22 protein-coding genes are annotated in these 24,318 nt (G+C 64.4%); 6 read left to right on the top strand and 16 right to left on the bottom strand.

The genetic code is table 11. The features are described 5' to 3' along the window. The 10 genes from LQ952_RS10740 to mtnA form a co-directional block, all read right to left on the bottom strand. The coding region (locus LQ952_RS10740; protein WP_238622647.1) for a S1 RNA-binding domain-containing protein at nt 1-911 on the bottom strand (911 nt) is incomplete at its 3' end. A 99-nt stretch (nt 912-1,010) separates the two neighbouring features. Next, the gene (gene cmk, locus LQ952_RS10735; RefSeq protein WP_238622648.1) at nt 1,011-1,697 is read right to left on the bottom strand and encodes a (d)CMP kinase; all 687 of its coding nucleotides are present in this window, start codon (nt 1,695-1,697) and stop codon (nt 1,011-1,013) included. Then, complete coding sequence (aroA, locus tag LQ952_RS10730) at nt 1,697-3,025, bottom strand: 3-phosphoshikimate 1-carboxyvinyltransferase (protein ID WP_238622646.1); 1,329 nt, start codon at nt 3,023-3,025, stop codon at nt 1,697-1,699. Before aroA ends, cmk begins: the two co-directional genes overlap by 1 nt. Before the next feature lie 29 nt (nt 3,026-3,054). Then, on the bottom strand, nt 3,055-3,912 hold the full coding sequence (locus tag LQ952_RS10725; RefSeq protein ID WP_238622645.1) for a prephenate dehydrogenase: 858 nt from the start codon (nt 3,910-3,912) through the stop codon (nt 3,055-3,057). Beyond that, a complete protein-coding gene (gene hisC / locus LQ952_RS10720) occupies nt 3,909-5,030 on the bottom strand; it encodes a histidinol-phosphate transaminase (RefSeq protein WP_238622644.1) in 1,122 nt (373 codons plus the stop codon). Before hisC ends, LQ952_RS10725 begins: the two co-directional genes overlap by 4 nt. Nucleotides 5,031-5,114: 84 nt before the next feature. Then, a complete protein-coding gene (gene pheA / locus LQ952_RS10715; protein WP_238622643.1) occupies nt 5,115-6,206 on the bottom strand; it encodes a prephenate dehydratase in 1,092 nt (363 codons plus the stop codon). A gap of 29 nt (nt 6,207-6,235) precedes the next feature. Beyond that, nucleotides 6,236-7,399, bottom strand: coding sequence for a phosphoglycerate dehydrogenase (locus LQ952_RS10710; RefSeq protein WP_238622642.1), 1,164 nt, complete (start codon nt 7,397-7,399; stop codon nt 6,236-6,238). Between the two features lies 1 nt (nt 7,400). Next, complete coding sequence (gene serC, locus LQ952_RS10705; RefSeq protein WP_238622641.1) at nt 7,401-8,483, bottom strand: 3-phosphoserine/phosphohydroxythreonine transaminase; 1,083 nt, start codon at nt 8,481-8,483, stop codon at nt 7,401-7,403. Between the two features lie 122 nt (nt 8,484-8,605). Further along, a complete protein-coding gene (gene gyrA / locus LQ952_RS10700; RefSeq protein ID WP_238622640.1) occupies nt 8,606-11,176 on the bottom strand; it encodes a DNA gyrase subunit A in 2,571 nt (856 codons plus the stop codon). A 196-nt stretch (nt 11,177-11,372) separates the two neighbouring features. Continuing rightward, nucleotides 11,373-12,428: an S-methyl-5-thioribose-1-phosphate isomerase gene (mtnA, locus tag LQ952_RS10695; RefSeq protein ID WP_238622639.1), complete on the bottom strand. Its 1,056-nt coding sequence runs from the start codon at nt 12,426-12,428 to the stop codon at nt 11,373-11,375. Nucleotides 12,429-12,530: 102 nt separating this feature from the next. On the opposite strand from mtnA, the gene LQ952_RS10690 reads away from it, so the two are divergent. The 4 genes from LQ952_RS10690 (at nt 12,531) to LQ952_RS10675 (ending at nt 16,888) form a co-directional block, all read left to right on the top strand. Next, a complete protein-coding gene (locus LQ952_RS10690) occupies nt 12,531-13,868 on the top strand; it encodes a TRZ/ATZ family hydrolase (RefSeq protein WP_238622638.1) in 1,338 nt (445 codons plus the stop codon). A gap of 84 nt (nt 13,869-13,952) precedes the next feature. After that, a complete protein-coding gene (gene ubiG / locus LQ952_RS10685) occupies nt 13,953-14,666 on the top strand; it encodes a bifunctional 2-polyprenyl-6-hydroxyphenol methylase/3-demethylubiquinol 3-O-methyltransferase UbiG (RefSeq protein ID WP_238622637.1) in 714 nt (237 codons plus the stop codon). Between the two features lie 42 nt (nt 14,667-14,708). After that, nucleotides 14,709-15,401, top strand: a complete 693-nt coding sequence (locus LQ952_RS10680; RefSeq protein ID WP_238622636.1) for an HAD family hydrolase — start codon at nt 14,709-14,711, stop codon at nt 15,399-15,401. Continuing rightward, nucleotides 15,401-16,888 (top strand): alpha/beta hydrolase, encoded by a 1,488-nt coding sequence (locus LQ952_RS10675; protein WP_238622635.1) that lies wholly within the window; start codon nt 15,401-15,403, stop codon nt 16,886-16,888. Before LQ952_RS10680 ends, LQ952_RS10675 begins: the two co-directional genes overlap by 1 nt. A gap of 165 nt (nt 16,889-17,053) precedes the next feature. Here the strand turns inward: LQ952_RS10675 and fni are convergent, their stop codons facing one another. The 6 genes from fni to LQ952_RS10645 form a co-directional block, all read right to left on the bottom strand. Then, nucleotides 17,054-18,106, bottom strand: coding sequence for a type 2 isopentenyl-diphosphate Delta-isomerase (fni, locus tag LQ952_RS10670; RefSeq protein WP_238622634.1), 1,053 nt, complete (start codon nt 18,104-18,106; stop codon nt 17,054-17,056). A gap of 4 nt (nt 18,107-18,110) precedes the next feature. Further along, complete coding sequence (locus tag LQ952_RS10665) at nt 18,111-18,374, bottom strand: hypothetical protein (RefSeq protein ID WP_238622633.1); 264 nt, start codon at nt 18,372-18,374, stop codon at nt 18,111-18,113. 10 nt (nt 18,375-18,384) lie between these two features. Next, nucleotides 18,385-19,581, bottom strand: a complete 1,197-nt coding sequence (locus LQ952_RS10660) for a geranylgeranyl diphosphate reductase (RefSeq protein ID WP_347402071.1) — start codon at nt 19,579-19,581, stop codon at nt 18,385-18,387. 117 nt (nt 19,582-19,698) lie between these two features. Further along, nucleotides 19,699-20,598 (bottom strand): chlorophyll synthase ChlG, encoded by a 900-nt coding sequence (gene chlG / locus LQ952_RS10655; RefSeq protein WP_238622631.1) that lies wholly within the window; start codon nt 20,596-20,598, stop codon nt 19,699-19,701. 119 nt (nt 20,599-20,717) lie between these two features. Further along, nucleotides 20,718-22,088, bottom strand: coding sequence for a transcriptional regulator PpsR (gene ppsR / locus LQ952_RS10650; protein WP_238622630.1), 1,371 nt, complete (start codon nt 22,086-22,088; stop codon nt 20,718-20,720). Nucleotides 22,089-22,184: 96 nt separating this feature from the next. Continuing rightward, nucleotides 22,185-23,105, bottom strand: a complete 921-nt coding sequence (locus LQ952_RS10645) for a cobalamin B12-binding domain-containing protein (protein ID WP_238622629.1) — start codon at nt 23,103-23,105, stop codon at nt 22,185-22,187. Nucleotides 23,106-23,433: 328 nt separating this feature from the next. Between LQ952_RS10645 and bchF the strand changes: the two genes are divergently transcribed. Together bchF and LQ952_RS10635 are read left to right on the top strand one after the other, a co-directional pair. Beyond that, nucleotides 23,434-23,937 (top strand): 2-vinyl bacteriochlorophyllide hydratase, encoded by a 504-nt coding sequence (gene bchF, locus LQ952_RS10640; RefSeq protein WP_238622628.1) that lies wholly within the window; start codon nt 23,434-23,436, stop codon nt 23,935-23,937. Next, a partial coding sequence (locus LQ952_RS10635) for a nitrogenase component 1 (RefSeq protein WP_347402070.1) occupies nt 23,934-24,318 on the top strand: 385 nt, incomplete at its 3' end. The genes bchF and LQ952_RS10635, both read left to right, overlap by 4 nt.

Here is a 24,318-nt window from a genome sequence, read left to right as displayed (position 1 = left end):
ACCAGACCTTCGACGCCGTCTTCCACTTCCACGAAGCAGCCGTAGTCGGTGATGTTGGTGATCTTGCCGAACAGACGGGTGCCCACCGGATAGCGACGGGTGATGTTTTCCCACGGATCTTCGCCCAGCTGCTTCAGGCCCAGGGAGACGCGGTTGCGCTCACGGTCGAACTTGAGGACCTTGACCTGGATCTCGTCGCCGATGTTGACCACTTCGGAAGGATGCTTGACCCGCTTCCAGGCCATGTCGGTGATATGCAGCAGGCCGTCGATACCGCCCAGATCCAGGAACGCACCATAATCGGTGAGGTTCTTGACGATACCGTTGAGGACCATGCCTTCCTGCAGGTTCTTGAGCAGGGCTTCGCGCTCGGCGCTGTATTCCTTCTCCACCACGGCGCGGCGGGACACCACCACGTTGTTGCGGCGACGGTCCAGCTTGATGAGCTTGAACTCCAGTTCCTTGCCTTCCAGGTAGGCGGTGTCGCGCACGGGGCGAACGTCCACCAGAGAGCCCGGCAGGAAGGCGCGGATATCACCCAGTTCCACGGTGAAGCCGCCCTTGACCTTGCCGCTGATCATACCGGCGATGGTCTCGTCCTTCTCCATGGCCTCTTCGAGGCGTTCCCAGGCCTTGGCACGCTTGGCCTTCTCGCGGGACATGCGGGTCTCGCCGAAGCCGTCTTCGGGGGACTCCAGGGCCACTTCCACCAGATCGCCGATCTGGATTTCCAGCTCACCCTTTTCGTTGTAGAACTGCTCGATGGGGATGACGCCCTCGGACTTGAGGCCGGCATTCACCACCACCATATCGTTGGTGATGTTGATGACGGTGCCATTCAAGATGGAGCCGGGCCGCATCTCGATGGAGGACAAGCTCTCTTCGAGCAGTTGCGCGAAACTTTCAGTCATGGGTTGGTTGAACCTGCAAAATAGTATTTAGGCCTGCACAATCCCGTTGCAGACCGGTTATTCAAAAAGGATCCCGGGCTTGCCTGCCCCGGACCGTGGTCACACAGCTGTCACCAGGCCGCGTTTCGCCGCCAATGCGAGGATCTCGTTCAGGACCGCATCGATACTCATGTGGGTGGAGTTCACCTCAATGGCATCCTCTGCGGGCCTGAGCGGGGCCACGGCCCGCTCCGCATCGCGCCGATCACGTTCGGCCAATTCTTCTATGAGGGCTGGCAGGTTAGCACTAAGCCCCTGCTCCTTCAACTGCAGGTAGCGACGCCGGGCCCTCTCTTGTGTGTCCGCGGTCAGGAAAACCTTCAATGGCGCATCCGGAAAGACCACCGTGCCCATGTCCCGGCCGTCGGCCACCAGCCCCGGGGCGCTGCGAAAATCCCGTTGTCGGTCCAACAGGGCCTGTCGGACCGAAGGGATCGCGGCCACTTTTGAGGCGGCATCGCCGCAGGCTTCGGTCCGCAGCTCGCCGCCCACCACGTCGCCGTCCAGACGCACCCTGGGGGTGCCGGTGTCATCCAACTCGAAGCACACATCCAGATGACGGGCCAGCGCGGACACCTGCGCCACATCATCCAACGCAATCTCCCGACGCAGGGCGCCCAGGGCCACGAGACGGTACAGGGCACCGCTATCGAGGAAGGACCAGCCCAGCCGCTCGGCCAGCAGACGGCTCACCGTCCCCTTGCCGGAGCCACCGGGACCATCCAGGGTAATCACGGGCACGGACATCATGCGACCTCCCCCATGACGTGGATGTTCAGCCCTGCCCGACCGGCGAACTGGGCAAACCCCGGGAAGGAGGTGTTCACGTTGGCGCAATCCTGGATACGGATGGATCCCTGGGCGCGCAATGCCGCCATGGCAAAGGACATGGCAATACGATGATCGCCGTGGCTTTGCACCACACCACCCTGAAACCGGCCACCCTGGATCACGATGCCGTCCGGCGTGGGTCGGGCCCGGATACCGCAGGCGGCCAGACCGTCCGCCATCACTTGGATACGGTCGCTTTCCTTGACCCGCAGTTCCTCGGCACCGGTGAGTACTGTTTCCCCCTCGGCGCAGGCGGCTGCCACGAAGATGGCGGGGAATTCGTCAATGGCCAGGGGCACCAGGGCCTCGGGGATGCGGATCCCCTTAAGGGGCGCGGCACGCACCAGCAAGTCGGCCACCGGCTCCCCCCCCACTTCGCGAGGGTTTTCCAGGCGGATGTCGGCACCCATCAGTTGCAGGATGTCGATGATGCCGGTACGGGTCGGATTCACACCCACGTGCTCCAGAGTCAGTTCGGAGCCGGGCGCGATGCTCGCCCCCACCAGGAAGAAGGCCGCAGAAGAGATATCCGCGGGCACATCGATGGCCGTGGCTCCAAGACGTCCCCCGCCCTGCAGGCAGACCCGACCCTGGTCGCCGGCCACACCATAGCCAAAGCCTGTCAGCATGCGCTCGGTGTGATCCCGAGTCGGTGCCGGCTCGGTCACGCAGGTCCGACCCTGGGCGTAAAGACCGGCCAGCAGCAGACTGGATTTGACCTGCGCACTGGCCACGGGCATCTCATAGTCAATGCCCTCCAGCGACTGCCCGCCATGGATGGTCAGGGGTGGACGACCTTCGGGGCCGGTGTCGATGCGGGCACCCATGCGTGACAGCGGCTCGGTGACACGGCGCATGGGCCGACGACTCAGGGACGCATCGCCGGTGAGCACGGTGTCGAAGGACTGCCCGGCGAGCAGGCCGGCCATCAGGCGCATGGATGTCCCGGAATTGCCCAAGTCCAGAGGGGCGTCGGGCGTCTTCAGACCCTGCAAGCCCACGCCGTGGATGGTCACCCGTCCGGCTTCGGGGCCGTCGATCCGAACCCCCATGGCGCGAAAGGCCTTGAGGGTGGCCAGGCAGTCCTCCCCCTCCAGAAAACCACTCACTTCGGTGATGCCTTCCGCCAGCGCGCCCAGCATGATGGACCGGTGGGAGATGGATTTGTCACCCGGAACACGGCAACGGCCCTCAAGCCGCCCGCCCGGTTCCACCAGAAATTCCATCGTGCTGCTGTGTGTCATCTAGTCACCCCAAATCCATCAAAAAACACTCACTCACTGAACCGATCCCGAGCCGCCTTGGCACGCTGAAAGATCTCCAGCAGCCGATCGCCATCCCCACGGGACACCGCCTCGGTGATCATGCTCAGGTCTTCCTGGTAATGGGCCATCACCGACAGGATCGCTTCCCGGTTGGACAGGCAGATATCTCGCCACATCACCGGATCACTGGAGGCGATGCGAGTGAAATCCCGAAAACCACCGGCGGCATAGCGGAAAATCTCGTCCCGCTCCCCCATACGGGCCAGGCTGTCCACCAGGCCGAAGGCCAGCAGATGAGGCAAATGGCTGGTGGCGGCCAGGACTTCGTCATGGTGGGCCACGGACATGCTCTCCACCACGGCACCGGTTTCTTCCCACATGGTGCGCACCTTGGCCAAGGCGCTGATATCCGTGGTTTCCAGCGGGGTGAGGATCACCCGCCGCCCCTGGAACAGGGTCGGGAAGGCCGCCGCAACGCCGCTGCGCTCGGTACCGGCAATGGGGTGGCCGGGCACGAACCCATGGGGCAGTTCACCAAACCCCTCCCGCACCGCATCCACCACGCTGCCCTTGGCACTGCCCACATCGGTGATGGCGGCCTCCGGGTCCAGATGGTCGCGGATGGAGGCGCAGACACCACACATGGCCCCCAAGGGCACCGCCAGCACCACCATGTCGGCGCCGGCCACCGCCTCTGCCGGGTCCAGGCTGTAACGGTCGATCACGCCCAGTTCCACCGCATGGCGCAGATGATCCTCGGAACGGGAACACCCCACCACTTCCCGGCAGGTGCCGGCCTGACGCAGAGCCAGGGCCAGGGAGCCGCCGATGAGGCCGACACCGAAAATAGTCAGACGACGAATCACCGGGCCAGCACCTGATCCAGGGCGTCGATGAAACGCCGGTTCTCGTGGGCACGTCCCACCGTCACCCGCAAGTGATCGGGCAGGCCGTAACCGGCCACGGGGCGCACGATCACACCCTGGTGGAGCAGGGCCTGATACACCGGCCCGGCTTCCCGGCCCACGTCGATGCACAGGAAGTTGCCCACGGAAGGGATGAACCCCAGGCCCCGCTCACGACAGGCCTCGGTCAGGAAGGCCAGGCCTTCCCGGTTCACCTTGACGGATTCTCGCACGTGGGCGTCGTCTTCCAGGGCCGCCAGGGCACCGGCTTGCGCCAGGGTGTTGGTGTTGAAGGGCTGACGCACCCGGTTAAGGATATCCGCCACTGCCGGGCTGGAGACCGCATAGCCGATGCGCAGGCCCGCCAGGCCGTGGATCTTGGAGAAGGTGCGGGTTACCACCAGATTGGGGAATTCCGCCAGCCAGCGGGTGGTATCAGGATATTCGGCCTCTTCCACATACTCAAAATAGGCCTCGTCCACCACCACCAGGGCTTCTCGCGGCTGGGCGGCGATGAAGGCCTTGAGCACGGTACTGTCCAGCCAGGTGCCGGTGGGGTTATTGGGGTTGGCCACGAAGATCACTCGGGTATGGGCATCCACCCGGTCCGCCATGGCGGCCAGGTCATGGCCATAGGGCATCGCATGGCCCACGGGATTAGCGGGGGCGATGCGGGCCTCGGCATCCACTGCCTGCACCACCAGCGGGTAGACGGCAAAGGCATGGGCGGAGAAGACCCCATTGCGACCGGGGGACAGGTAGGCCCGGGCGATGAGTTCCAGCACGTCGTTGGAGCCGTTGCCCAGGGTGATGCAGGCCGGTTCCACCCCCAGCACCTCGGCCAGACGCCGACGCAGGGCAAAACCGCCGCCATCCGGATACAGGGCCAGGCCGTCCAGCAGCCCCCCCAGGGACTGGATGGCACGAGGACTGGGACCCAGAGGGTTTTCGTTGGAGGCCAGCTTGATGCTCTCGCGGATACCCAGTTCCCGCTCCAACTCCTCCACCGGCTTGCCGGGCTGGTAAGGCATCAGGCTCTGAACCCCGACATTGGCCAGGGCACGGTAGTCACAGCTCATGTTGTCTCCGGAGTTGATTCTTGGCGGCCGTCACAAGATTAACCGGCCGTGGAATGATGTGCTTCCGACTCCCGAATACGGGACCTACAGGACGGCCTTGGGGTAGGAACCCAGCACCTTGACCAGTTCCGCTTCCTGCTTCAGTTCCACCAGGGCCTTGGCCACGTGGGCATTCTGGGCATGACCCTCGATGTCCATGAAAAAGACGTATTCCCAGTTCACGCAATGAGAAGGTCGGGACTCGATCCGGGTCAGGCTCACATCGTTGTCGGCAAAGGGTGAGAGCAGGCCGTGGAGCGAGCCCGGACGGTTGCGAGCCGATATCAGCAGCGAGGTCTTGTCATTGCCGGAGGGGCCACTGGAACGGGGGCCGATCACCAGGAACCGTGTGGTGTTGTCCGGCGAATCCTCGATATTGGCCGCCAGCACGTTAAGACCGTAGAGTTCCGCCGCCGCCTCACTGGCAATGGCCGCGGCCCCCGGCTCTCTGGCCGCCCGCCGGGCCGCATCGGCGTTACTGCTCACGGGCAACCGCTCGGCATGGGGCAAACGGGCATCCAGCCACTCCCGGCACTGGGCCAGGGACTGCTGATGGGAATAGATCCGCTCCACCTGGGGCAGTTCGCCGACAACGGACAGCAGATGGTGATGGATCCTCAGTTCCACCTCACCGCAGATGCTCAGGGGTGACTGCATGAAGCGGTCCAGGGTGTGCGTCACCACCCCTTCCGTGGAGTTCTCCACCGGCACCACCCCGTAGTGGGCACTGCCGGATTCCACCTCCCGGAATACCTCATCAATGGCATTCATGGGCACGGTGTTGACCGAATGCCCGAAATGCTTGAGGGCGGCGGCCTGGGTGAAGGTCCCCTCCGGCCCCAGGAAGGCAATGGACAACTGCTGTTCCAGGGCCAGGCAGGCGGACATGATCTCCCGAAACAGACGGGCCATTTCCTCACTGTTCAGGGGGCCGGGATTGGCCGCCTGAATCCGGCGCAACACCTGGGCCTCCCGCTCCGGACGGTAGAACTCCGCCCGGGGGTCGGCGGCCCGCTTGATGCGGGCCACTTCCTGGGCGCAGTCGGCCCGCTCACTGATCAGACGCATGATCTCATCGTCCAGCGCATCGATACGCCGGCGAATACCGTCCAGCGTCTCCCCGTCCTGACCACTCATGTCTTGACCCGTTCTACTCGTGGGACCTGTTACAGGACGCGGACCCGCAACACGCCGTCAATGCCCGCGATGGCACGGGCCGCTTCTTCACCGATCTCGTCTTCCACGTCTATGAGATTGTAGGCAACCCCGGCGCGGGATTCATTCACCATGTGGACGATATTGATGTTGTTCTGCCCCAGCACATGGGAGATCTGGCCCACCATGTCCGGCAGATTGCGGTTGATGACCGCCAAGCGGGCCCTGCCGGCCCGAGGCAGCACCACCTCCGGCAGGTTCACGGAATTGCGCACATTGCCGTGTTCCAGGTACTCGCGCAACTGGTCCGCCACCATGACGGCGCAGTTCTCCTCTGCCTCCAGGGTGGAAGCCCCCAGGTGCGGCAGCGCAATCACCCCGGCCTTGCCCATGAGGGTGTTGCTGGGGAAATCGCACACATAGCTGCGCAGCTTGCCCGCCTCCAGGGCCTCCAGCACGGCAACCTCGTCCACGATGCCTTCACGGGCGAAGTTCAGGACCACGGCCCCATCCTTCATGGCGTGGAGCCGCTCCCGGTTCAGCAGGTGGCGAGTATGGTTGTTCAAGGGGACGTGGAAGGTCACCATGTCGCAGCGGGCGAGCAGGTCATCCACACTCAGGGCCTGCTGCACGCCGGCGTCCAGCTGCCAGGCAGCGCGCACGGTGATGTGCGGGTCAAAGCCGATGACGTTCATGCCCAGGGCGCGGGCGGCGTTGGCCACCAGCACCCCGATGGCCCCCAGACCCACCACGCCCAGGGTCCGGCCCGGCAATTCGAAGCCGCTGAACTGCTTCTTGCCCGCCTCCACCTGCTTGTGCAGGGTCTCGTCATCCCCGGCCAGATTGCGGGTGTAGTCCCAGGCCTGGCAGATGTTGCGGGCCGCCAGCAGCATGCCCGCCAGCACCAGTTCCTTCACCGCGTTGGCATTGGCACCGGGGGCATTGAAGACCGCCACGCCCCGCTCGGTCATGGCCTCCAGGGGGATATTGTTCACCCCCGCACCGGCCCGGCCCACGGCCTTGAGACCGGCGGGGATCTCCATCGGGTGCATGTTGAAGGAACGCACCATGACGGCGTCGGGCTGACTGATCTCGGAGGCCACTTCGTAGCGCTCATGGCCGAACCGGTCCAGGCCCTTGGGGGAGATGTTGTTCAGGGTGAGGATCTTGTACATGTCAGGCCTTGCGCTGTTCAAAGTCCACCATGAATTCCACCAGGGCATCGACACCGGCCTCGGGCATGGCATTGTAGATGCTGGCACGCATGCCACCCACGGAGCGGTGGCCCTTGAGGGTGGTCAGCCCCGCTTGCTCGGCCTCTTTGAGGAACAGGCCGTCCAGATCGGGATCCGCCAGGGTGAAGGGCACGTTCATGCGGGAACGGGCGGCCACGTCCACCGGATTGGTGTAGAAGGCGGAGTTGTCGATGGCCTTGTAGAGCTTCTCGGCCTTGCGACGATTGATCTCGTCCATCACCTTCAGACCACCGATCTCCTTGAGCCACTGGAATACCAGTCCGGCCAGGTACCAGGCATAGGTGGGCGGCGTGTTGGACATGGACTCGGCTTCCGCCTGCACCTGGTAGTCGAAGATGCTGGGGGTGGAGGGCAACGCCTCACCCAACAGGTCTTCACGCACGATCACCAGGGTGAGACCGGCAGGACCGATGTTCTTCTGGGCGCCGGCGTAGATGAGGCCGAAGCGGGAGACATCCAGGGGGCCGGACAGGATGTTGGAGGACATGTCGGCCACCAGGGGCACGTCGCCGGTCTCGGGGATCCAGTGGAACTCCACCCCGCCGATGGTCTCGTTGGGGGTGTAGTGCAGATAAGCGGCATCGCTGCTGCGCTGCCAGGTCTCGAAGGCCGGGATGGTGGAGAAGTGGCTGTCGGCGGCGGTGGCCACCACGCTCACGTCCGCATATTTTTTGGCCTCGGAGATGGCCTTCTTGGACCAGGCGCCGGTGTTCACGTAATCCACCCGGGTCTTGCCCCGTAACAGGTTCATGGGAATGGCGGCGAACTGTCCGGTGGCCCCCCCCTGCAGAAACAGCACTTTGTAATTGGCGGGGATCTGCAGCAGATCCCGCAAATCCTGTTCCGCCTGGGCGGCAATGGAGACAAAGGCCTTGCCACGGTGACTCATTTCCATCACCGACATGCCGGTGCCGTTCCAGTCGAGCATTTCTTCGCGGGCGCGTTCCAGCACCGGCTCGGGCAACACGGCGGGGCCGGCGCTGAAGTTATAGACACGTGTCATGGTTTGCTCCAGGGTTGGATCACAACAGAATGCAGGGTGCCGGCGCCCGGATGGGGGGCGGCACTCACCACAGGAGCGGCCAAGGGCCGCCCCTGCATCATGTTTCTTGAGTTTTACCAGGCTCAGACATCGGCGTCCTCGGGCGCGGCCTCATCCTCGCCTTCCCCATTGAGACCTTCCACCCGCGCCAGTTCCACCAGTTTCTCGTCATCGGACAGACGGATGAGTCTCACGCCCTGGGTGTTGCGGCCCAGCACGGAGATCTCGGCCACAGGGGTCCGCACCAGCGTGCCGCCGTTGGTAATGAGCATGACCTCGTCCTCATCACCCACCAGGGTCGCGCCGACCACGTTGCCGTTGCGGCCGCCGGTCTGGATGGCGATTACGCCCTGACCACCACGGCCGTGGAGCGGGAAATCTTCGGGCGGGGTGCGCTTGCCGTAGCCGTTCTCGGTGGCCACCAGGATGGTGCCCTGATCGACGATGATCAAGGAAATCACCTGCTGGTCCTCAGCAAGCTTCACACCACGCACACCGCTGGCGGTCCGCCCCATGGCACGGACGGAATCCTCGTTGAAGCGGATGGCCTTGCCGGCGGAGGTGAGCAGCATGACGTCCTTTTGGCCATCGGTGATCTTCACGTCCACCAGCCAGTCCCCATCCCGCAGGCCCACGGCGATGATGCCGTTGGAACGGGGCCGGGAGAAGTCCACCAGCGGGGTCTTTTTCACCACACCTTCGCTGGTGGCCATGAAGACGTAGACATCCTCACGGTACTCGCGCACCGGCAGGATGGCGTTGATCCGCTCCCCTTCTTCCAGGGGCAGCAGATTGACCATGGGGCGGCCCCGGGCGATGCGGCTGCCCAGAGGCAATTCATAGACCTTGAGCCAGTAGGCCTTGCCGCGACTGGAGAAGCACAGGATGGTGTCATGGGTGTTGGCCACCACCAGACGATCCACGAAGTCCTCCTCGCGGAAGGTGGTGGCGGTCTTGCCCCTGCCGCCCCGGCGCTGGGCACGATAGGCACTCAGGGGCTGATACTTGGCGTAACCGGCATGGGAAAGGGTGACCACCACGTCTTCCTCGGTGATCAGGTCTTCCAGAGTCAGGTCGAGCTGGGTGCTCAGGATCTCGGTGCGGCGGGTATCCCCGTACTGCTCACGGATCGCCTCCAGTTCTTCGCGGATCACCGACATCAGACGGTCCGGGCTGCCGAGGATCTCCAGCAGGTAATGGATGCGATCCAGCAGTTCCCGATATTCGGCGACGATCTTGTCCTGCTCCAGCCCGGTCAGGCGGTGCAGACGCAGGTCCAGGATGGCCTGGGCCTGGGCCTCGGACAGATGGTAGCCGTCGTCCTTGAAGCCAAGCTCGAAGGCCAAATCCTCAGGACGGGAAGCCAGGGCACCGGCGCGTTCCAGCATGCCGGTCACCGCACCCGGATGCCAGGCCCGGGCCAGCAGCCCTTCCCTGGCTTCGGCGGGGCTACCGGAGGCCTTGATGAGGGCAATGACCTCGTCGATATTGGCCAGTGCTACCGCCAGGCCTTCCAGCACATGGGCCCGTTCACGGGCCTTGCGCAGATCATAAATGGTGCGCCGGGTGACCACCTCGCGGCGGTGGCTCAGGAAGGCCTCCAGGATCTGCTTGAGGTTCAGCAGACGGGGCTGACCATCCACCAGGGCTACCATGTTGATGCCGAACACGTTCTGCATCTGGGTGTGCTGGTAGAGGTTGTTGATGATCACCTCGGGGACTTCGCCGCGCTTGAGTTCCACTACCATGCGCATGCCGTCCTTGTCGGACTCGTCCCGCAGCTCGCTGATGCCTTCGAGCTTCTTCTCCTTGACCAGCTCGGCGATGCGCTCCAGCAGACGGGCCTTGTTCACCTGGTAGGGCAGCTCGGTGACGATGATGGACTGGCGCCCGGTGCGTTCATCGGTCTCGATCTCGGTGCGGGCACGCACATAAATGCGGCCGCGGCCGGTGCGGTAGGCCTCATGGATGCCCCGATCGCCGTTGATGGTACCGGCGGTGGGGAAATCCGGCCCCGGCAGGTGCTCCATCAGCCCGTCGATGGCCAGCTCCGGATCATCGATCAGGGCAATGCAGGCGTTCACCACCTCATTGAGGTTATGGGGCGGGATGTTGGTGGCCATGCCCACCGCGATACCGGCCGAGCCGTTGATCAGCAGGTTGGGCAACTGGGCGGGGAAGACCGAGGGTTCCGACTCGGAGCCGTCGTAGTTGTCGACGAAATCGACGGTTTCCTTGTCGATATCCGCCAGCATTTCATGGGCAATCCGGGCCATGCGGACTTCGGTGTATCGCATGGCGGCCGGGGCATCGCCGTCCACGGAACCGAAGTTACCCTGCCCGTCCACCAGCATGTACCGCATGGAGAAGGGCTGGGCCATGCGCACGATGGTGTCGTAGACGGCGGAATCACCATGGGGGTGATATTTACCGATCACGTCACCCACCACGCGGGCGGATTTCTTGTAGGGCTTGTTCCAGTCATTGCCCAACTCGCGCATGGCGAAGAGGACACGGCGGTGAACCGGCTTGAGTCCGTCCCGCACGTCGGGCAGGGCGCGCCCGATGATGACACTCATCGCGTAGTCCAGATAGGACTGGCGCATCTCGTCTTCGAGATTGACGGGGAGGATTTCTTTGGCGAATTCGGCCATTCAGTCTCTGGGCGTGATGATGGGCGGAAAATGGGTCAGAACAAGCGGGCGATCATACCACAACGCCGGGCCGGCTAGTGGTCTGCCGGCCCTTTCCCGTTCTCGTTCAAGGTCTGAAATCCGGCGACATCGACCAGGCTCGGCCGGGCCGACAGGAAACGACACCGGGGCAATCATGCCGGGATGGGCGCGGCAACTAACACCCGCCCATCAATGCCTGCATCTTCTCCCGATTCGGCTGCTCCACCACGCCGCGTTCGGTGATGATGGCATCAATCAGCTCGGCGGGGGTGGCGTCAAAGGCCGGGTTCCAGGCCCCCGCCCCTTCAGCCGCCACTCGCTTCCCGGCCAGCTCCAGCACCTCCTCGGCACCCCGCTGTTCGATGGGAATGGCGCTGCCGTCGGCCGCGTCCATGTCGATGGTGGAGGTGGGGGCCACCACCATGAAACGCACCCCATGGTGGCGGGCCAGCACGGCCAGTCCGTAGGTACCGATCTTGTTGGCGGCATCCCCATTGGCGGCGATGCGGTCCGCGCCCACGATCACCCAGCTCACCCGGCCTTCCCGCATCAGACTGGCGGCGGCGCCCTCGCAGAGCAGACTCACCGGAATGCCGTCCTGCACCAGCTCCCAGGCGGTCAGGCGTGAACCCTGCAGCCAGGGGCGGGTTTCATCGGCGTAGACATGGGGAATCAGCCCCTTGGCATAGGCGCTGCGTATCACGCCCAGGGCGGTGCCGTACCCGCCGGTGGCCAGCGATCCGGTATTGCAATGGGTCAATACGGCCTTACCGGGTTCGATCAGGGCGGCACCCAGCTCGCCCATATGACGGTTGCCTTCGATGTCATCGTGATGGATGCGCTCCGCCTCCAGCAGCAACTCGGCGGTAGGGTCAACGCCGTCGGGCAGACGGTCCATAAGGCGACGCATGTGGGCCAGGGCCCAGAACAGGTTCACGGCGGTGGGCCGGGAGGCAGCCAGGGTCTGCAGGTCCGCCTGCATGGCATCCCGCCAGCGGGAAGGATCACGAGCCCAGGCCTGGCGGGCCGACAGGACCACCGCATAGGCTGCCGTCACGCCGATGGCCGGGGCGCCGCGCACCACCATATCGCGGATGGCCACGGCGGCTTCCGGGGCCGTATCCATATCCAGATAGACGGATTCATGGGGAAGACGCCGCTGATCCAGCAGGCGCAGGTGGGTGCCGGTCCACTGCACGGCACGAATGGAGTCGTGGGAGTGTGTGTTCATGGGGCGGGATTGTATGTCCGGCACGCTTTTGCTGCCAGTGCGCTGGATCAATACCCACGTGCCGCTTGCCCGCCGTTGCAGGGTGAAGTTATCTTTTCGGACATGAAAAACGTCGAAAAAATGATCTCCGCCCGCTGGATCATCCCGGTGGAACCGGACAATCAGGTCCTGGATCACCATACCCTGGTCATCCACGAGGGCCGCATCCTCGATCTGCTGCCCACCTCGGAGGCGGAGCAACGCTACCAGGCCGACACCCATCGGCACCTGGGCCGGCATGCCCTCATCCCCGGCCTGATCAATGCCCATACCCATTCCCCCATGACCCTGCTGCGGGGCCTGGCCGACGACCTGCCCCTGATGGACTGGCTGCAGAACCACATCTGGCCTGCCGAAGGCCGTTTCGTGGGCGAGGACTTCGTCCGCGACGGCAGCCTGCTGGCCGCCGCCGAGATGCTCCGCGGCGGCACCACCTGCTTCAATGACATGTACTTCTTCCCGGAGACCACTGCCCAGGTGGCCTCACAGGCAGGGCTGCGAGCCGCCATCGGCCTCATCGTCATCGATTTCCCCAGTAGCTGGGCCGCCAACGGCGACGAATACATCGCCAAGGGCCTGGAGATCTATGACCGCCATAAAGGCAATGCCCTGCTCTCCTTCTGCTTTGCCCCCCATGCCCCCTACACGGTCTCCGACGAACCCCTGAAGCGGCTGGTCACCCTGGCCAATGAGCTGGACCTGCCCATCCACATGCACGTCCATGAAACCGCCCACGAGGTGAACGAGGCCACCGCCCGCTTCGGCGTCCGCCCCCTGGAGCGGCTGGCCCGATTGGGCCTGAGCGGCGCCAATCTCATGGCCGTTCACATGACCCAGCTGGAACCGGCGGAGATCGCTCACCTGGCGCAGGCCGGCACCCACGTGGTCCATTGCCCCGAATCCAATCTCAAGCTGGCCTCCGGCTTCTGCCCGGTACAGGCCCTGCTGGAGGCCGGGGTCAACGTGGCCCTGGGCACTGACGGCACCGCCAGCAACAATGACCTGGACATGTTCGGCGAGATGCGTACCGCCGCCCTGCTGGCCAAGGGAGTCAGTGGCAACGCCGCGGCCCTGCCTGCCCACACCGCCCTGCGCATGGCCACCCTCCATGGTGCCCGCGCCCTGGGGCTGGCCGATGAGATCGGCTCGCTGGTCCCCGGCAAGAATGCGGATATCACCGCGGTGTTCATGGAGGACCTGGAATGTCGGCCGGTCTACGATCCGGTGTCCCACCTGATCTACGCCTGCGGCCGCCATCAGGTGAGTGATGTCTGGGTGTCGGGACGGCCCCTGCTACGGGATCGGCAGCTCACCACCATTGACGAAACCGATCTGCACCGGCGGATCGGGGATTGGCAGGAGAAGATCGCCCGGGCGGATCATCAGGCCACCTCGGGATGATCCGTTGCCGGCGGGCAGGCCCGTGTGGATAAAACATCGCCGCCGTGAGTACAATGCCCCATCATCCCACTAGACCGATATCCCATGTCCGAGACCCATCACAACGTCGACGCCGCCGAGATCGCCAAGTTTGGTGACATGGCCCACCGCTGGTGGGACCCCAACGGTGAATGCCGCCCGCTGCACGAGATCAACCCCCTGCGCCTGGACTACGTCGACGAAGGCTGCGGCGGACTCAAGGGACTCAAGGTCCTGGACGTGGGCTGCGGCGGTGGCCTGCTCTCCGAAGCCATGGCCCAGCGCGGCGCCCAGGTCACCGGTATCGACATGAGCGAGGCCGGTCTGGGCGTGGCCCGCATGCACCTGCTGGAATCCGGCCTGGAAGTGGATTACCGGCAGACCTCCGCCGAGGTGCTGGCGGAAACCATGCCCGGCGCCTTCGACGTGGTCACCTGTATGGAAATGCTGGAGCACGTCCCCGACCCGGGTTCCGTGATCCACGCCTGCGCCCGCCTGGTCAAACCCGGTGGTCATGTCTTTTTCGCCACTCTCAACCGCACCCCCCAGGCCTTTGCCATGGCCATCCTGGGCGCGGAATACCTCATGCGCATGCTGCCCAAGGGCACCCATGAATACGCCCGTTTCGTCCGCCCCTCGGAGATGGAACAGTGGATGCGCGAGGCCGGTCTGACCCTGAAGGAACTAATGGGGATGCACTACCAGTTGCTTTCCGGCACCTACCGCCTGGGTCCCGGCGTGGACGTCAACTATCTGGCCCACGCCATCCGCACGGCATAAGCCGAAGCAATCCAGCCCAAGCCCAACCGGGAACACCAGCCCATGCCCAGCCGCGAACCCCTGCGTACCGTGCTGTTCGACCTGGACGGCACCCTGGCGGACACCGCGCCCGACATGTACGCCGCCCTGATCGCCCTGCAACGGGAACAGGGCGTGCCCGCACTGCCCTTTGAGGTCGTCCGCAACCAGGTCTCCCACGGCGGTGCGGCCCTGGTCAGACTGGCCTTTCCCGACGCCCAAGGCGATCAGTTCGAAACCCTCAGGCAGCGTTTCCTCATCCTCTATTCCGAACACCACCTGTGTCACGAGACGCGCCTGTTCCCGGGCATGGATGCCCTGCTCCAGGCCATTGAAAACCTGGGGCTGAACTGGGGCATCGTCACCAACAAGCCGGCCTGGCTCACCGATCCCCTGGTCCGCGCCATGAATCTGCACCGGCGCGCCGTCACCGTTATCAGCGGCGACACCACGCCGCAGCGCAAGCCCCACCCCCTGCCCATGCTGCTGGCCTGCGAACAGGCCGCCTGCCGACCAGCCCAGTGCCTCTACGTGGGTGACGCAGAGCGGGACATTCAGGCCGGTCGCGCCGCCGGGACCCACACCCTCATCGCCCTTTACGGCTATATCGATGAGACCCAGGCGCCCACCACCTGGGGCGCCGATGCCGCCATCGACCACCCGGAACAGATCCTCCCCTGGCTCCCTGCCGCGTCCCGGCTCGGGGCTATCTCGTGATGAACGGGCATCACCCCCTGCGTCTGGGCGCCGCCCTGATGGCGGTGCTGCTCATGGCCCTGGCCTGGTGGATGGTACTGGCCGCCGAACGGGGCGTGCAGAGCCTGTCCCTCACCCGGGACGGCGTCCCCGTCACCCTGCTGCTGCCCGCCGTGAGCGAACCGGCCCCGGGTGTGGTCATGGCCCACGGCTTTGCCGGTTCCGAACGTCTGATGCGTCACTGGGCCCTGACCCTGGCCCGGTCCGGGGTCGTGGTGGCCCTGCCGGACCTGAGCGGCCATGGCCGCAACCAGACACCGCTGGATTGGTGGAACGATCCCGAGCAGTTCCAGCGGGACGTGCAGACGGCCCTGGACCTGCTGCTGAGCCGGCCGGAAGTGGATCACCGACATCTTGGGCTGCTGGGCCACTCCCTGGGTGCCGGGGCCACCATTGATGCCGGCAAGCTTCGCCTGAACGATGTGAGTGCCGTGGTGGCCGTCTCCCCCGGTCAGAGCGAGGTCGGCCCGGACAGCCCCCGCAACCTGATGCTCATGGCCGGCGCCTGGGAAGGCCCCTTCCTGGCAGCGGCCCGGACCCTGCTGGAACAGGCCGGCGGCGAGGGTGGCGACACCCTGCAGGGCACCGCCCGCACCCTCACCGTCATCCCCCATGCCGAACACATCGGCGTGCTGTTCCGCCATGAGGCCCACACCGCCTCCCTGGGGTGGTTTGCCCAGGCCTGGGATCTTTCGCTCCCAGCCGCCGACCCCAACCCCACCCTGGCCTGGTGGCTACTGCACCTGCTGGCGGTCCTGATCCTGTGGCGCGCCCTGGTCCCCCTGTTCACACGCCGGGAATCCCCTTCCCTGCTGGGCATGCATCCGGACTGGCTGGATCACACCCGCCGTCCCCTGCTGCGCGCCGCCCTGAGCGGCATCGGGGCCAGCGTGGCCCTGATCGGTATCGGCGAGGTGATCTATCTGGATGGACTGGGGGGCATCCTGGTGAGCCCCCAGTTCGCCCTCTGGCTGGCCCTGGCCGGGCTCTTCTGGCTGGCCCTGGGTACCCGCCCGCCCCGCCCGGAGTGGTCGGACCTGGGCTGGGGGGTGGCCCTGTTCGGCGTGCTGATGCTGGCCTTCGGCGTGCTCGGCGCCAAGGTCTGGCTGGCCTGGTGGCCACCGCTGCACCGCCTACCCTATCTGCCGATACTGACCCTGCTGATCCTGCCCTGGGCCGTGGCCCTGTCCACCGCCCTGCTGGGACGGGAAGGCATTCGGGGCTTCGGTGTTGGCCTGGGCATCACCCTAGTGACTATGGTAACCGTCGGCGTCGCCGCCGCCGTGGTGGACGGCATGATGTTCCTGCTCATCATCCTACCCCTGCTGCCGGTGATGCTGGCCCTGCCCCTGCTGGTAAGCCTGCCGGTGCAGCGTCCATGGGCGGGGGGGCTGGCCATGGCCGCCTTCCTGGGCTGGACCCTGACCATGATGTTTCCGCTGATTTAACCCACCCCACTCCGGCTGAAATCCGAGCGTCTAGAACCACTTTCGGGACACCGCAGCCTTGCGTTCCCTTTCCCGCTCCTTCCGCATGAAGTCCTGAAAGACCTCAAACATTGACCAGCCGGTGAGCCGCTGCGGGGATTGTGCCCGCAGGTATGCACCAAGGAACTATCGACAGGGCACTACCGTGCCCCGCAACGCCGCCACGGTGGCGGCCCCCGTACCGAACATGCAGATCCGCAGTTCGTCCAGGGTGTCGGCAATGAAACGGTTCAGGGCGTCCTCCCCCTGACAGGCCTTCACCAGCATGCTCCTAGCCATGCCCCCCACATCCGCCCCCAGGGCCAGGGCCTTGGCCAGCTCGATGCCGTTGGTCAAGCCGCCGCAGGCGATCAGGGGCAGGCTCCGGGAAACCCGCCGCACATTGAGGATGCTGTCGCTGGTGGGAATCCCCCATTCACCGAAACGCTCTCCCATCAGATGCTCCCGCTCGGAATCCGCGCAGAGTGACTCCACCCGTGCCCAGGATGTACCGCCGGCCCCGGCGCAGTCGATACCGGACACGCCGCAGGCCAGCAATTGTCGGGCGGCCGGCTCACTGATGCCAAAGCCCACCTCCCGGGCGAACACCGGCACACCGGCGGCCTTGAGGGCTTCACAGAGTCGGGTCAACCGTTCTCCGACACCGCGAAAATCCAGATCCCCCCCCTGAATGGCTTCCTGGATGGGGTTGAGATGGATGAACAGGGCGTCGGCACGGATCATTTCCACCGCCCGCAGGGCCTCGTCCCTGCCCCACCCCTTCACCAGCTGGGCCGCCCCCAAGTTGGCAAACAACAGGGCGGTGGGCGCCTGGCTGCGCAGTTCGAAATAACGCGCCCGACTGCCGTCCTCGATGGCCACCCGCTGGCTCCCCACACCCATGGCCAGGCCCCAACGCTGCGCCGCCCGGGCCAGACGGTGGTTGATCACAAGGGCACGGCGATCGCCACCGGTCATGGGCGCAATCATCAGCGGGGCGGACAGGGTGTGCCCCGCCAGGGTGGCGGACAGATCGATCTGCGACAGAGCGATGTCAGGCAAGGCCTGACTCACGAAGTCAAAGCGTTCCAGGCCGGTAGTCCTGCGGTAAAGCACCCGTTCGGTCAGACAGGCCTTGATGTGCCGACCCTTGGAACGAGGGTCACGCAACGAGGCGGATTTGAGTGTCCTGGCATCCATGGGTTCACCGCATGCGTTGCCACAGATCCGCCGCATGGGCCACGAACCCCGCCAGCAGCCAGAAGGAAATCCAGTACCACTCCGCGCCGGTCAGCGCCGCCCGCAGGGCCAGCATGAGGGTCACGCCGGCCAGCAGGAAGGGCCAGAGCCGGGCAAAGGCAATCCCCCGCCCGGTACGGCGGTGCCAAAGGCCCAAGAGGCCTGCCTCCAGGACCATGGCCAGGATGATCAGATCGACAACCAGACCGGAAGCAAACCACTGGGCCATGGATCAGCCCTCAGACCTTGGACAGGCCCAGCAGATGGCCCATATCCTTGAAGAAGATACGGATCTGGGCCAGGGGGCGGGTCCGTACCAGCTTCTTGTACATGTAGGACTGCCAGGTCAGATCCTGTACATCCTTGTCGCGGCAGATGGCCACGAACCGCTCGCGACGCTTGTCGCTGATGTACCAGAAGCGCTGCATGATCCCCAGCACCCAAAAAACCTGACCATGCAGCTTCATGAAGCGCTTGCGGGCCAGTTTCAGGTCCGCCGGCTTGCCGGAAGCGAGGAAGCTGTGGACGGCCTCCGCCGCCAGACGCCCGCCCAGCATGGCGTAGTAGATGCCCTCGCCGGAGGCGGGAGCCACCACACCGGCGGCATCGCCGGCCAGCAGCACGTCGCGACCGTTGTCCCAGCACTTCATGGGGTACAGGGGGATGGGAGCACCCTCACGGCGCAGAACCTCACAGTCTTCCATGCCGGCGGCCTTTCTCAACTCATCCACGGCACCCTTCAGGGAGAAGCCGCGATGGGCGGAGCCGACCCCCACGCTGACGGTATCGCCGTGGGGGAACACCCAGGCATAGAAATCGGGAGACAGGGAACCGCGATAATAGACGTCGCAGCGCTCGGGATCATATTCCGCCTCCGGGTTGGTGGGGCGGCTGATGATTTCGTGATAAGCGGCCACGTGGGGAATCTTGTCGGCACCGGGGACTTCCTGGCGGGCCACGGAAGAGCGGGCGCCGTCGGCACCGATCACGGCCCGGGCGCGCACACCCACCACTTCGTCGTCGGCATTCTTGTAACGCACCACGGCGGTACCGTCGGCGTCGCGGTCGATCTTCTCGTAGGTACCCACACGGCGCTCGGCACCGGCCTGCTCGGCCCGTTCGCGCAGCCAGGGGTCAAAGGTCTTGCGGTCCACCATACCCACGTAACCGCCATCAATGGGCATGTCCACCTTGCGATCCGAGGGAGAGAACATGCGGGCGCAGCGAATCTTGGCCACCAACACCTCTTCCGGCACGTCGAACTCGGTCATAAGGATGGGTGGAATGGCGCCACCACAGGGCTTGATACGCCCTTCCCGGTCCAACAGCAGGACCTTGCGTCCGGCTTTGGCCAGATCGGTGGCGGCCGTCGCCCCCGCGGGACCGCCACCGACCACGACCACATCATAGGTTTCCATTTCAGCCATTTGATTCACCTTTGTCCGGCTCCGCGGCTAGCTACCGCACCACGGAAAAAAGTCACAAAAAAAGGGGAGTCCGGCGAACCCGTCCGCCTCGACTCCCCCCCGAAAACTACCCTGGCAAGGCGCTGATCACGATGCCATCAGATTCATGCTGCCCAGGGCGAAAGCAGTGATCATCATGCCACTCACGTAGAGCGTGACACCGGTGGCGTTATACCAGGGTGCCAGCGCCTTGGGCTGCTTGAGCAGGCGCAGCATCAGTCCGCCCTGAACGGCCAGCAATACGGCGATGACCAGGGCATGCCACATGGCACCCCAGGAGAACAGCAGCGCGATCACCACCACCTGCGGCAGGGCCATGACCCAGCAGGCCAGGCGAGCGGCACGCTCCACGCCCAACTGTACCGGCAGGGACCCCAGACCCATGCGGGTATCCCCTTCCACGGATTTGAAGTCGTTGAGGGTCATGATGCCGTGGGCGCCGATGCTGTACAGCAGGGCCACCGCCACGATGCGCCAGTCGGGGAAGCCGGCGGCAGCCGTACCCACGGTCATGACCACCGCGCCGGTAAACCAGGGCACCCCTTCATAGCAGATGGCCACGGCGGAGTTACCGTACCAGCCGTTGCGCTTGAGACGGGTGGGCGGGGCACTGTAGGCCCAGGCGAGGATCATGCCGAAGAGCGCGGCCAGAAAACCCCAGATGCCGAGCACCGTGGCCACCAGCAGGGACAGGATGGTCCAGATGATGGCGATGTAAAGCCCCCAGCGTCCGGGAATCCGCCCCGAGGGGATGGGACGATGGGGTTCGTTGATCTTGTCCACATGACGATCAAACCAGTCATTGACCGCCTGACTGGTGCCGCAGATCAGAGGACCCGCCAGGACCACACCGACGATGATGAGCCACCATCGCTCCTGCAGAGCGACACCGGATGAGACGACGCCACAGGCAAAGGCCCACATGGGCGGGAACCAGGTGACGGGCTTGAGCAGTTCAAGGACTGCGCGGGGTGCTGGAATCGACATGGCGGGTAAATTATACGCGGCCAACAGGATCGTCAAGCTTCATTTACACTGCCTGGAGGCGCCATAAGTAATGAATGATGGACACTCGCATCAAGCCGTCCGCGGGCCCATTCTCGCAGCTATGGCTTGTCTTCATTTTCCGGGGCCAGATCCCCCAGGCCGTAACGCCTGAGTTTCACATAGAAGCTCTGCCGGCTCAGTCCGAGCATCTCGGCGGCCGAGGCCCGGTTGTCATTGGTCAGCTCCAGGGCGGCCTCAATGCACAACCGCTCGATCATATCGGTACTCTCCCGCACCAGGTCCTTGAGCGGTACGCGTCCGACCAGTTCCGTGAGTTGTTCCACGGAACGGGGACCATCCCGGGCAATCACGGCATCGCGGGACATGCGCGGCCCCACACTGCGGATCGTGAAGCCCAGACAAGGAGTATCCGTATCCAGCACCGCCACGGCGGAAATCTCCACCTCGGCGGATGAGCCGTATTCACCTCGCAATGCGGTACTGAAGAGCCGCACGGAACCATGTTCACGCAGATTAGCGACCAGGACGCTCAGATCAACACCGGGCCGCCCCAGCCATCGCCCCAGAGAGTGGCCACGCACCTGGTCTTCGGTCGGCATCTGGACCAGCTCAAGGAAAGCCGGATTGGCGGTCAGGATGCGGCCACTGAGATCGGTGACCACAAAACCATCGGGCGCCCGCTCCACCATGGCCAGCACCTGGGAATGCATCTGTGGACCCACCGAGGATAGGGCATCCAGTACCGGGCAGCGCAATCGGACCAGAAAATGAGAGGCGTTGTCCTGACGGAACAGAGAGGCGGCGACGACGAATTCGCGCCCTCCCCCCAGGGAACGCACACTGACATCCGCCGCATGACCGGTGGCACGCACCGTGGCCAGCATGTCCTGGATGGACTGCGTGTTTTCCAGATCAAAACCTTCCGGAAACACCTTGCCGACCATCCTGGCCAGGCTTTCCCCCAGCAGTTCACCGGCGGCGGGATTGGCCTCCACCACCTTATGGGTGGCGGCATCCATGATGAGCACGGCTTCGGAGGCCACCTGAAACAACAGACGATAGCGGGTCTCGGCATGTCGCAGACGCGAATATTCCCGCTCCATCAACTGCTGGGATTCCACCAATCGACGCTGCAGAGCGGCAATGCTGCGCAGGTCCCTGCCCATGGCCACCACGCGCCCGTCATCCCCCACCCTGACGGCAGAGTACATGACCGGCACATCCACCCCTCGCCCCGAGGGGTGATTGACCTGGCGCCAGCGGGTACTGCCAACGGCACCGGCATCCCGCAGCAGAGCTTCAATCTTGTTGCGACTATCCAGCGTGACGGTATCGACCCAGGGCTTGCCCAACCACTGGCCGTAACCCTCCATGGACAGTTCATCGCTGCCAAAGGCAAGATCCTGGATGACGCCTGCGTCATCCAGGACAAGAGAAACGTCCGCCGCCGCCGCAATCAACGACGCCATCTGATCGGGCTTCAGTTCCCCGAGCGACTGCTTTGGGGCTTTGAACTGCTTCACTCGTTCCACGCTTATCGGTATCAAATCCTTATCCGGATCACGTCAGTAAACCTGCTGACTCACACGACCCACCCGCCGGACCAGCATCTCTTCGGCCCGCCGAACTGCCTCATTCCCATCCGCCGCCGTCATGTCGGCCCCCACCACGGAGACCAGTTGGGGATTCTCCGCAAACAGGCGCCCGCCCATGAGTATCCCGACGGAGGGGTTACGGGAGGCGCGACGAATTCCCTTGATCGTTCCGGATACCCGTTCCAGCAGCGGTCCACAGCTGACGGACAGGGCCACCACATCGAACCATTCCTGATGCACCAGATGATTGAGTTCAGCGGCGCCGATGGCCGGGTCACAGGTGACTTCCCAACCCGCACGACGAAAGAATTCAGAGACCATGAGAAGACCGAAGGTATGGTATTCACCGGGAACAGGCGTCATCAGTACCCGCTTCTGGCTGGGCGAATCGCGCCCAAGTTCTCCCTCGAAAATACCCCCCAACTCCCGCAGGACATGCTGAAGCCGGCAAAGACCCACAGTGACTTCGGTAAAATCGGCCTGATCGATCTCCCACAACCTTCCCAGGCGCTTGGCCGTAGGCGCCAGCAGCTGCATGAAGATCATCTCCAGCGAGGCCCCTCGTGCACGCAACATATCCACATAGGATGAGGCGGCAGCGGTATCGTGCTCCATGACCAGACGGGCAAACTCCTCCACCGACTGTACGTTGATGGGCGCTGCGTCGGGTCCGAGCGTCACGGACCCCCGCCCCCTTGAGGCGTCCGCGCGGCGCCCGTCGCCATTGGCACGGGTGCGATGCGCCAGCATCAGGCGGGGAATGATCTCACCTTCTATGACCCGGGAAAGCTCGGTTCTGAGCCGCACGGTATCCTGGTCCGGCAGCGAATCCGCGGTTTCACCGTTCCGCGGGGATCGTCCGTCCACGTCAGGGCCGTGTCCGTCGAGCATGCGCGCATCCATCACTTCCCCAACAGGACCACGGGTCGGCCCCCCCCCATCGCGACTGGCCGGTCGTCTCGCAGTCACCATCAACCCCTCCCAAGGATGTCTGAAAGCCACCGTGGCGGCGACGGTCGGTCAATGCCGGGCAACCGCAATCGTTCTCCCGGCACCTGAAACGCGCAGTCTAGCAGGACGAAGGCGCTTTTTTACCCACGAAAATCATGGTTGCCCGCCGCGGTATTGTCAACCAATGCTTACGTCTACTTTAATTGACAAACCCGGGACCCTTGTACAAACTCACGCCACCACGTTGAGCTGTCTGGAGAAAGGCGCAATGCAGCATGCTGGAGCCGGTGAGCGCAAGCCCCGCCCACTCTATACTCCCGAGGAACGTCGGCGTCGCGACGAGACGCCTTGGACACTGGTCCAGGGTATCCTGGCACCACTACAGTTCGTCGTTTTCATCGTCAGCGCCTGGTTGGTCGTGCGCTATCTGATGACCGGCGAAGGACTGTGGCTGGCGCATGCCTCCATCGTCCTCAAGACACTCATTCTCTATACCATCATGGTCACCGGCGCCATCTGGGAAAAGGTGGTGTTCGGTCATTACCTGTTCGCCAAGGCCTTCTTCTGGGAGGACATGGTGAGCATGCTGGTAATTGCCCTGCACACGGTCTACATGGTGTCCCTGTTCTGGAATTTCCTGAGCACCGAGCAGCAGATGTACCTGGCTCTGGTGGCCTATGCCGTCTACGTGATCAACGCCGCCCAGTTTCTGATCAAGCTGCGCGCCGCCCGTCTGCAGGCCGCTGCTTCGACCGAAGGGGCCGCCAAATGAGTGCCGAGAAACTGAGGGACATCCCCGTCATCCGTGAGCGGGGGCAGAACTCCATGTTCTGCGGCCTCACCGGCATCATCTGGCTGCACCGCAAGATCCAGGATGCCTTCTTCCTGATCGTCGGTTCACGGACCTGCGCCCACCTGATGCAGTCGGCGGCGGGGGTCATGATCTTCGCCGAGCCCCGGTTCGGCACCGCCATCATCGAGGAACGGGACCTGGCCGGTCTGGCCGATGCCAACGAAGAGCTGGATCGTGTGGTGGCCCGTCTGCTGGAACGGCGTCCCGACATCCGCATGCTGTTTCTGGTGGGTTCCTGCCCCTCCGAGGTCATCAAGCTGGATCTGGAAAAGGCCGCCTCTCGTCTGACCCGGCAGCACC

The organism is Ectothiorhodospira lacustris, assembly GCF_022227785.1.
GTDB lineage: Bacteria > Pseudomonadota > Gammaproteobacteria > Ectothiorhodospirales > Ectothiorhodospiraceae > Ectothiorhodospira > Ectothiorhodospira lacustris.
Note: the sequence above shows the minus strand (reverse complement) of the source record. Positions and strands in the feature narration are given on the sequence as shown.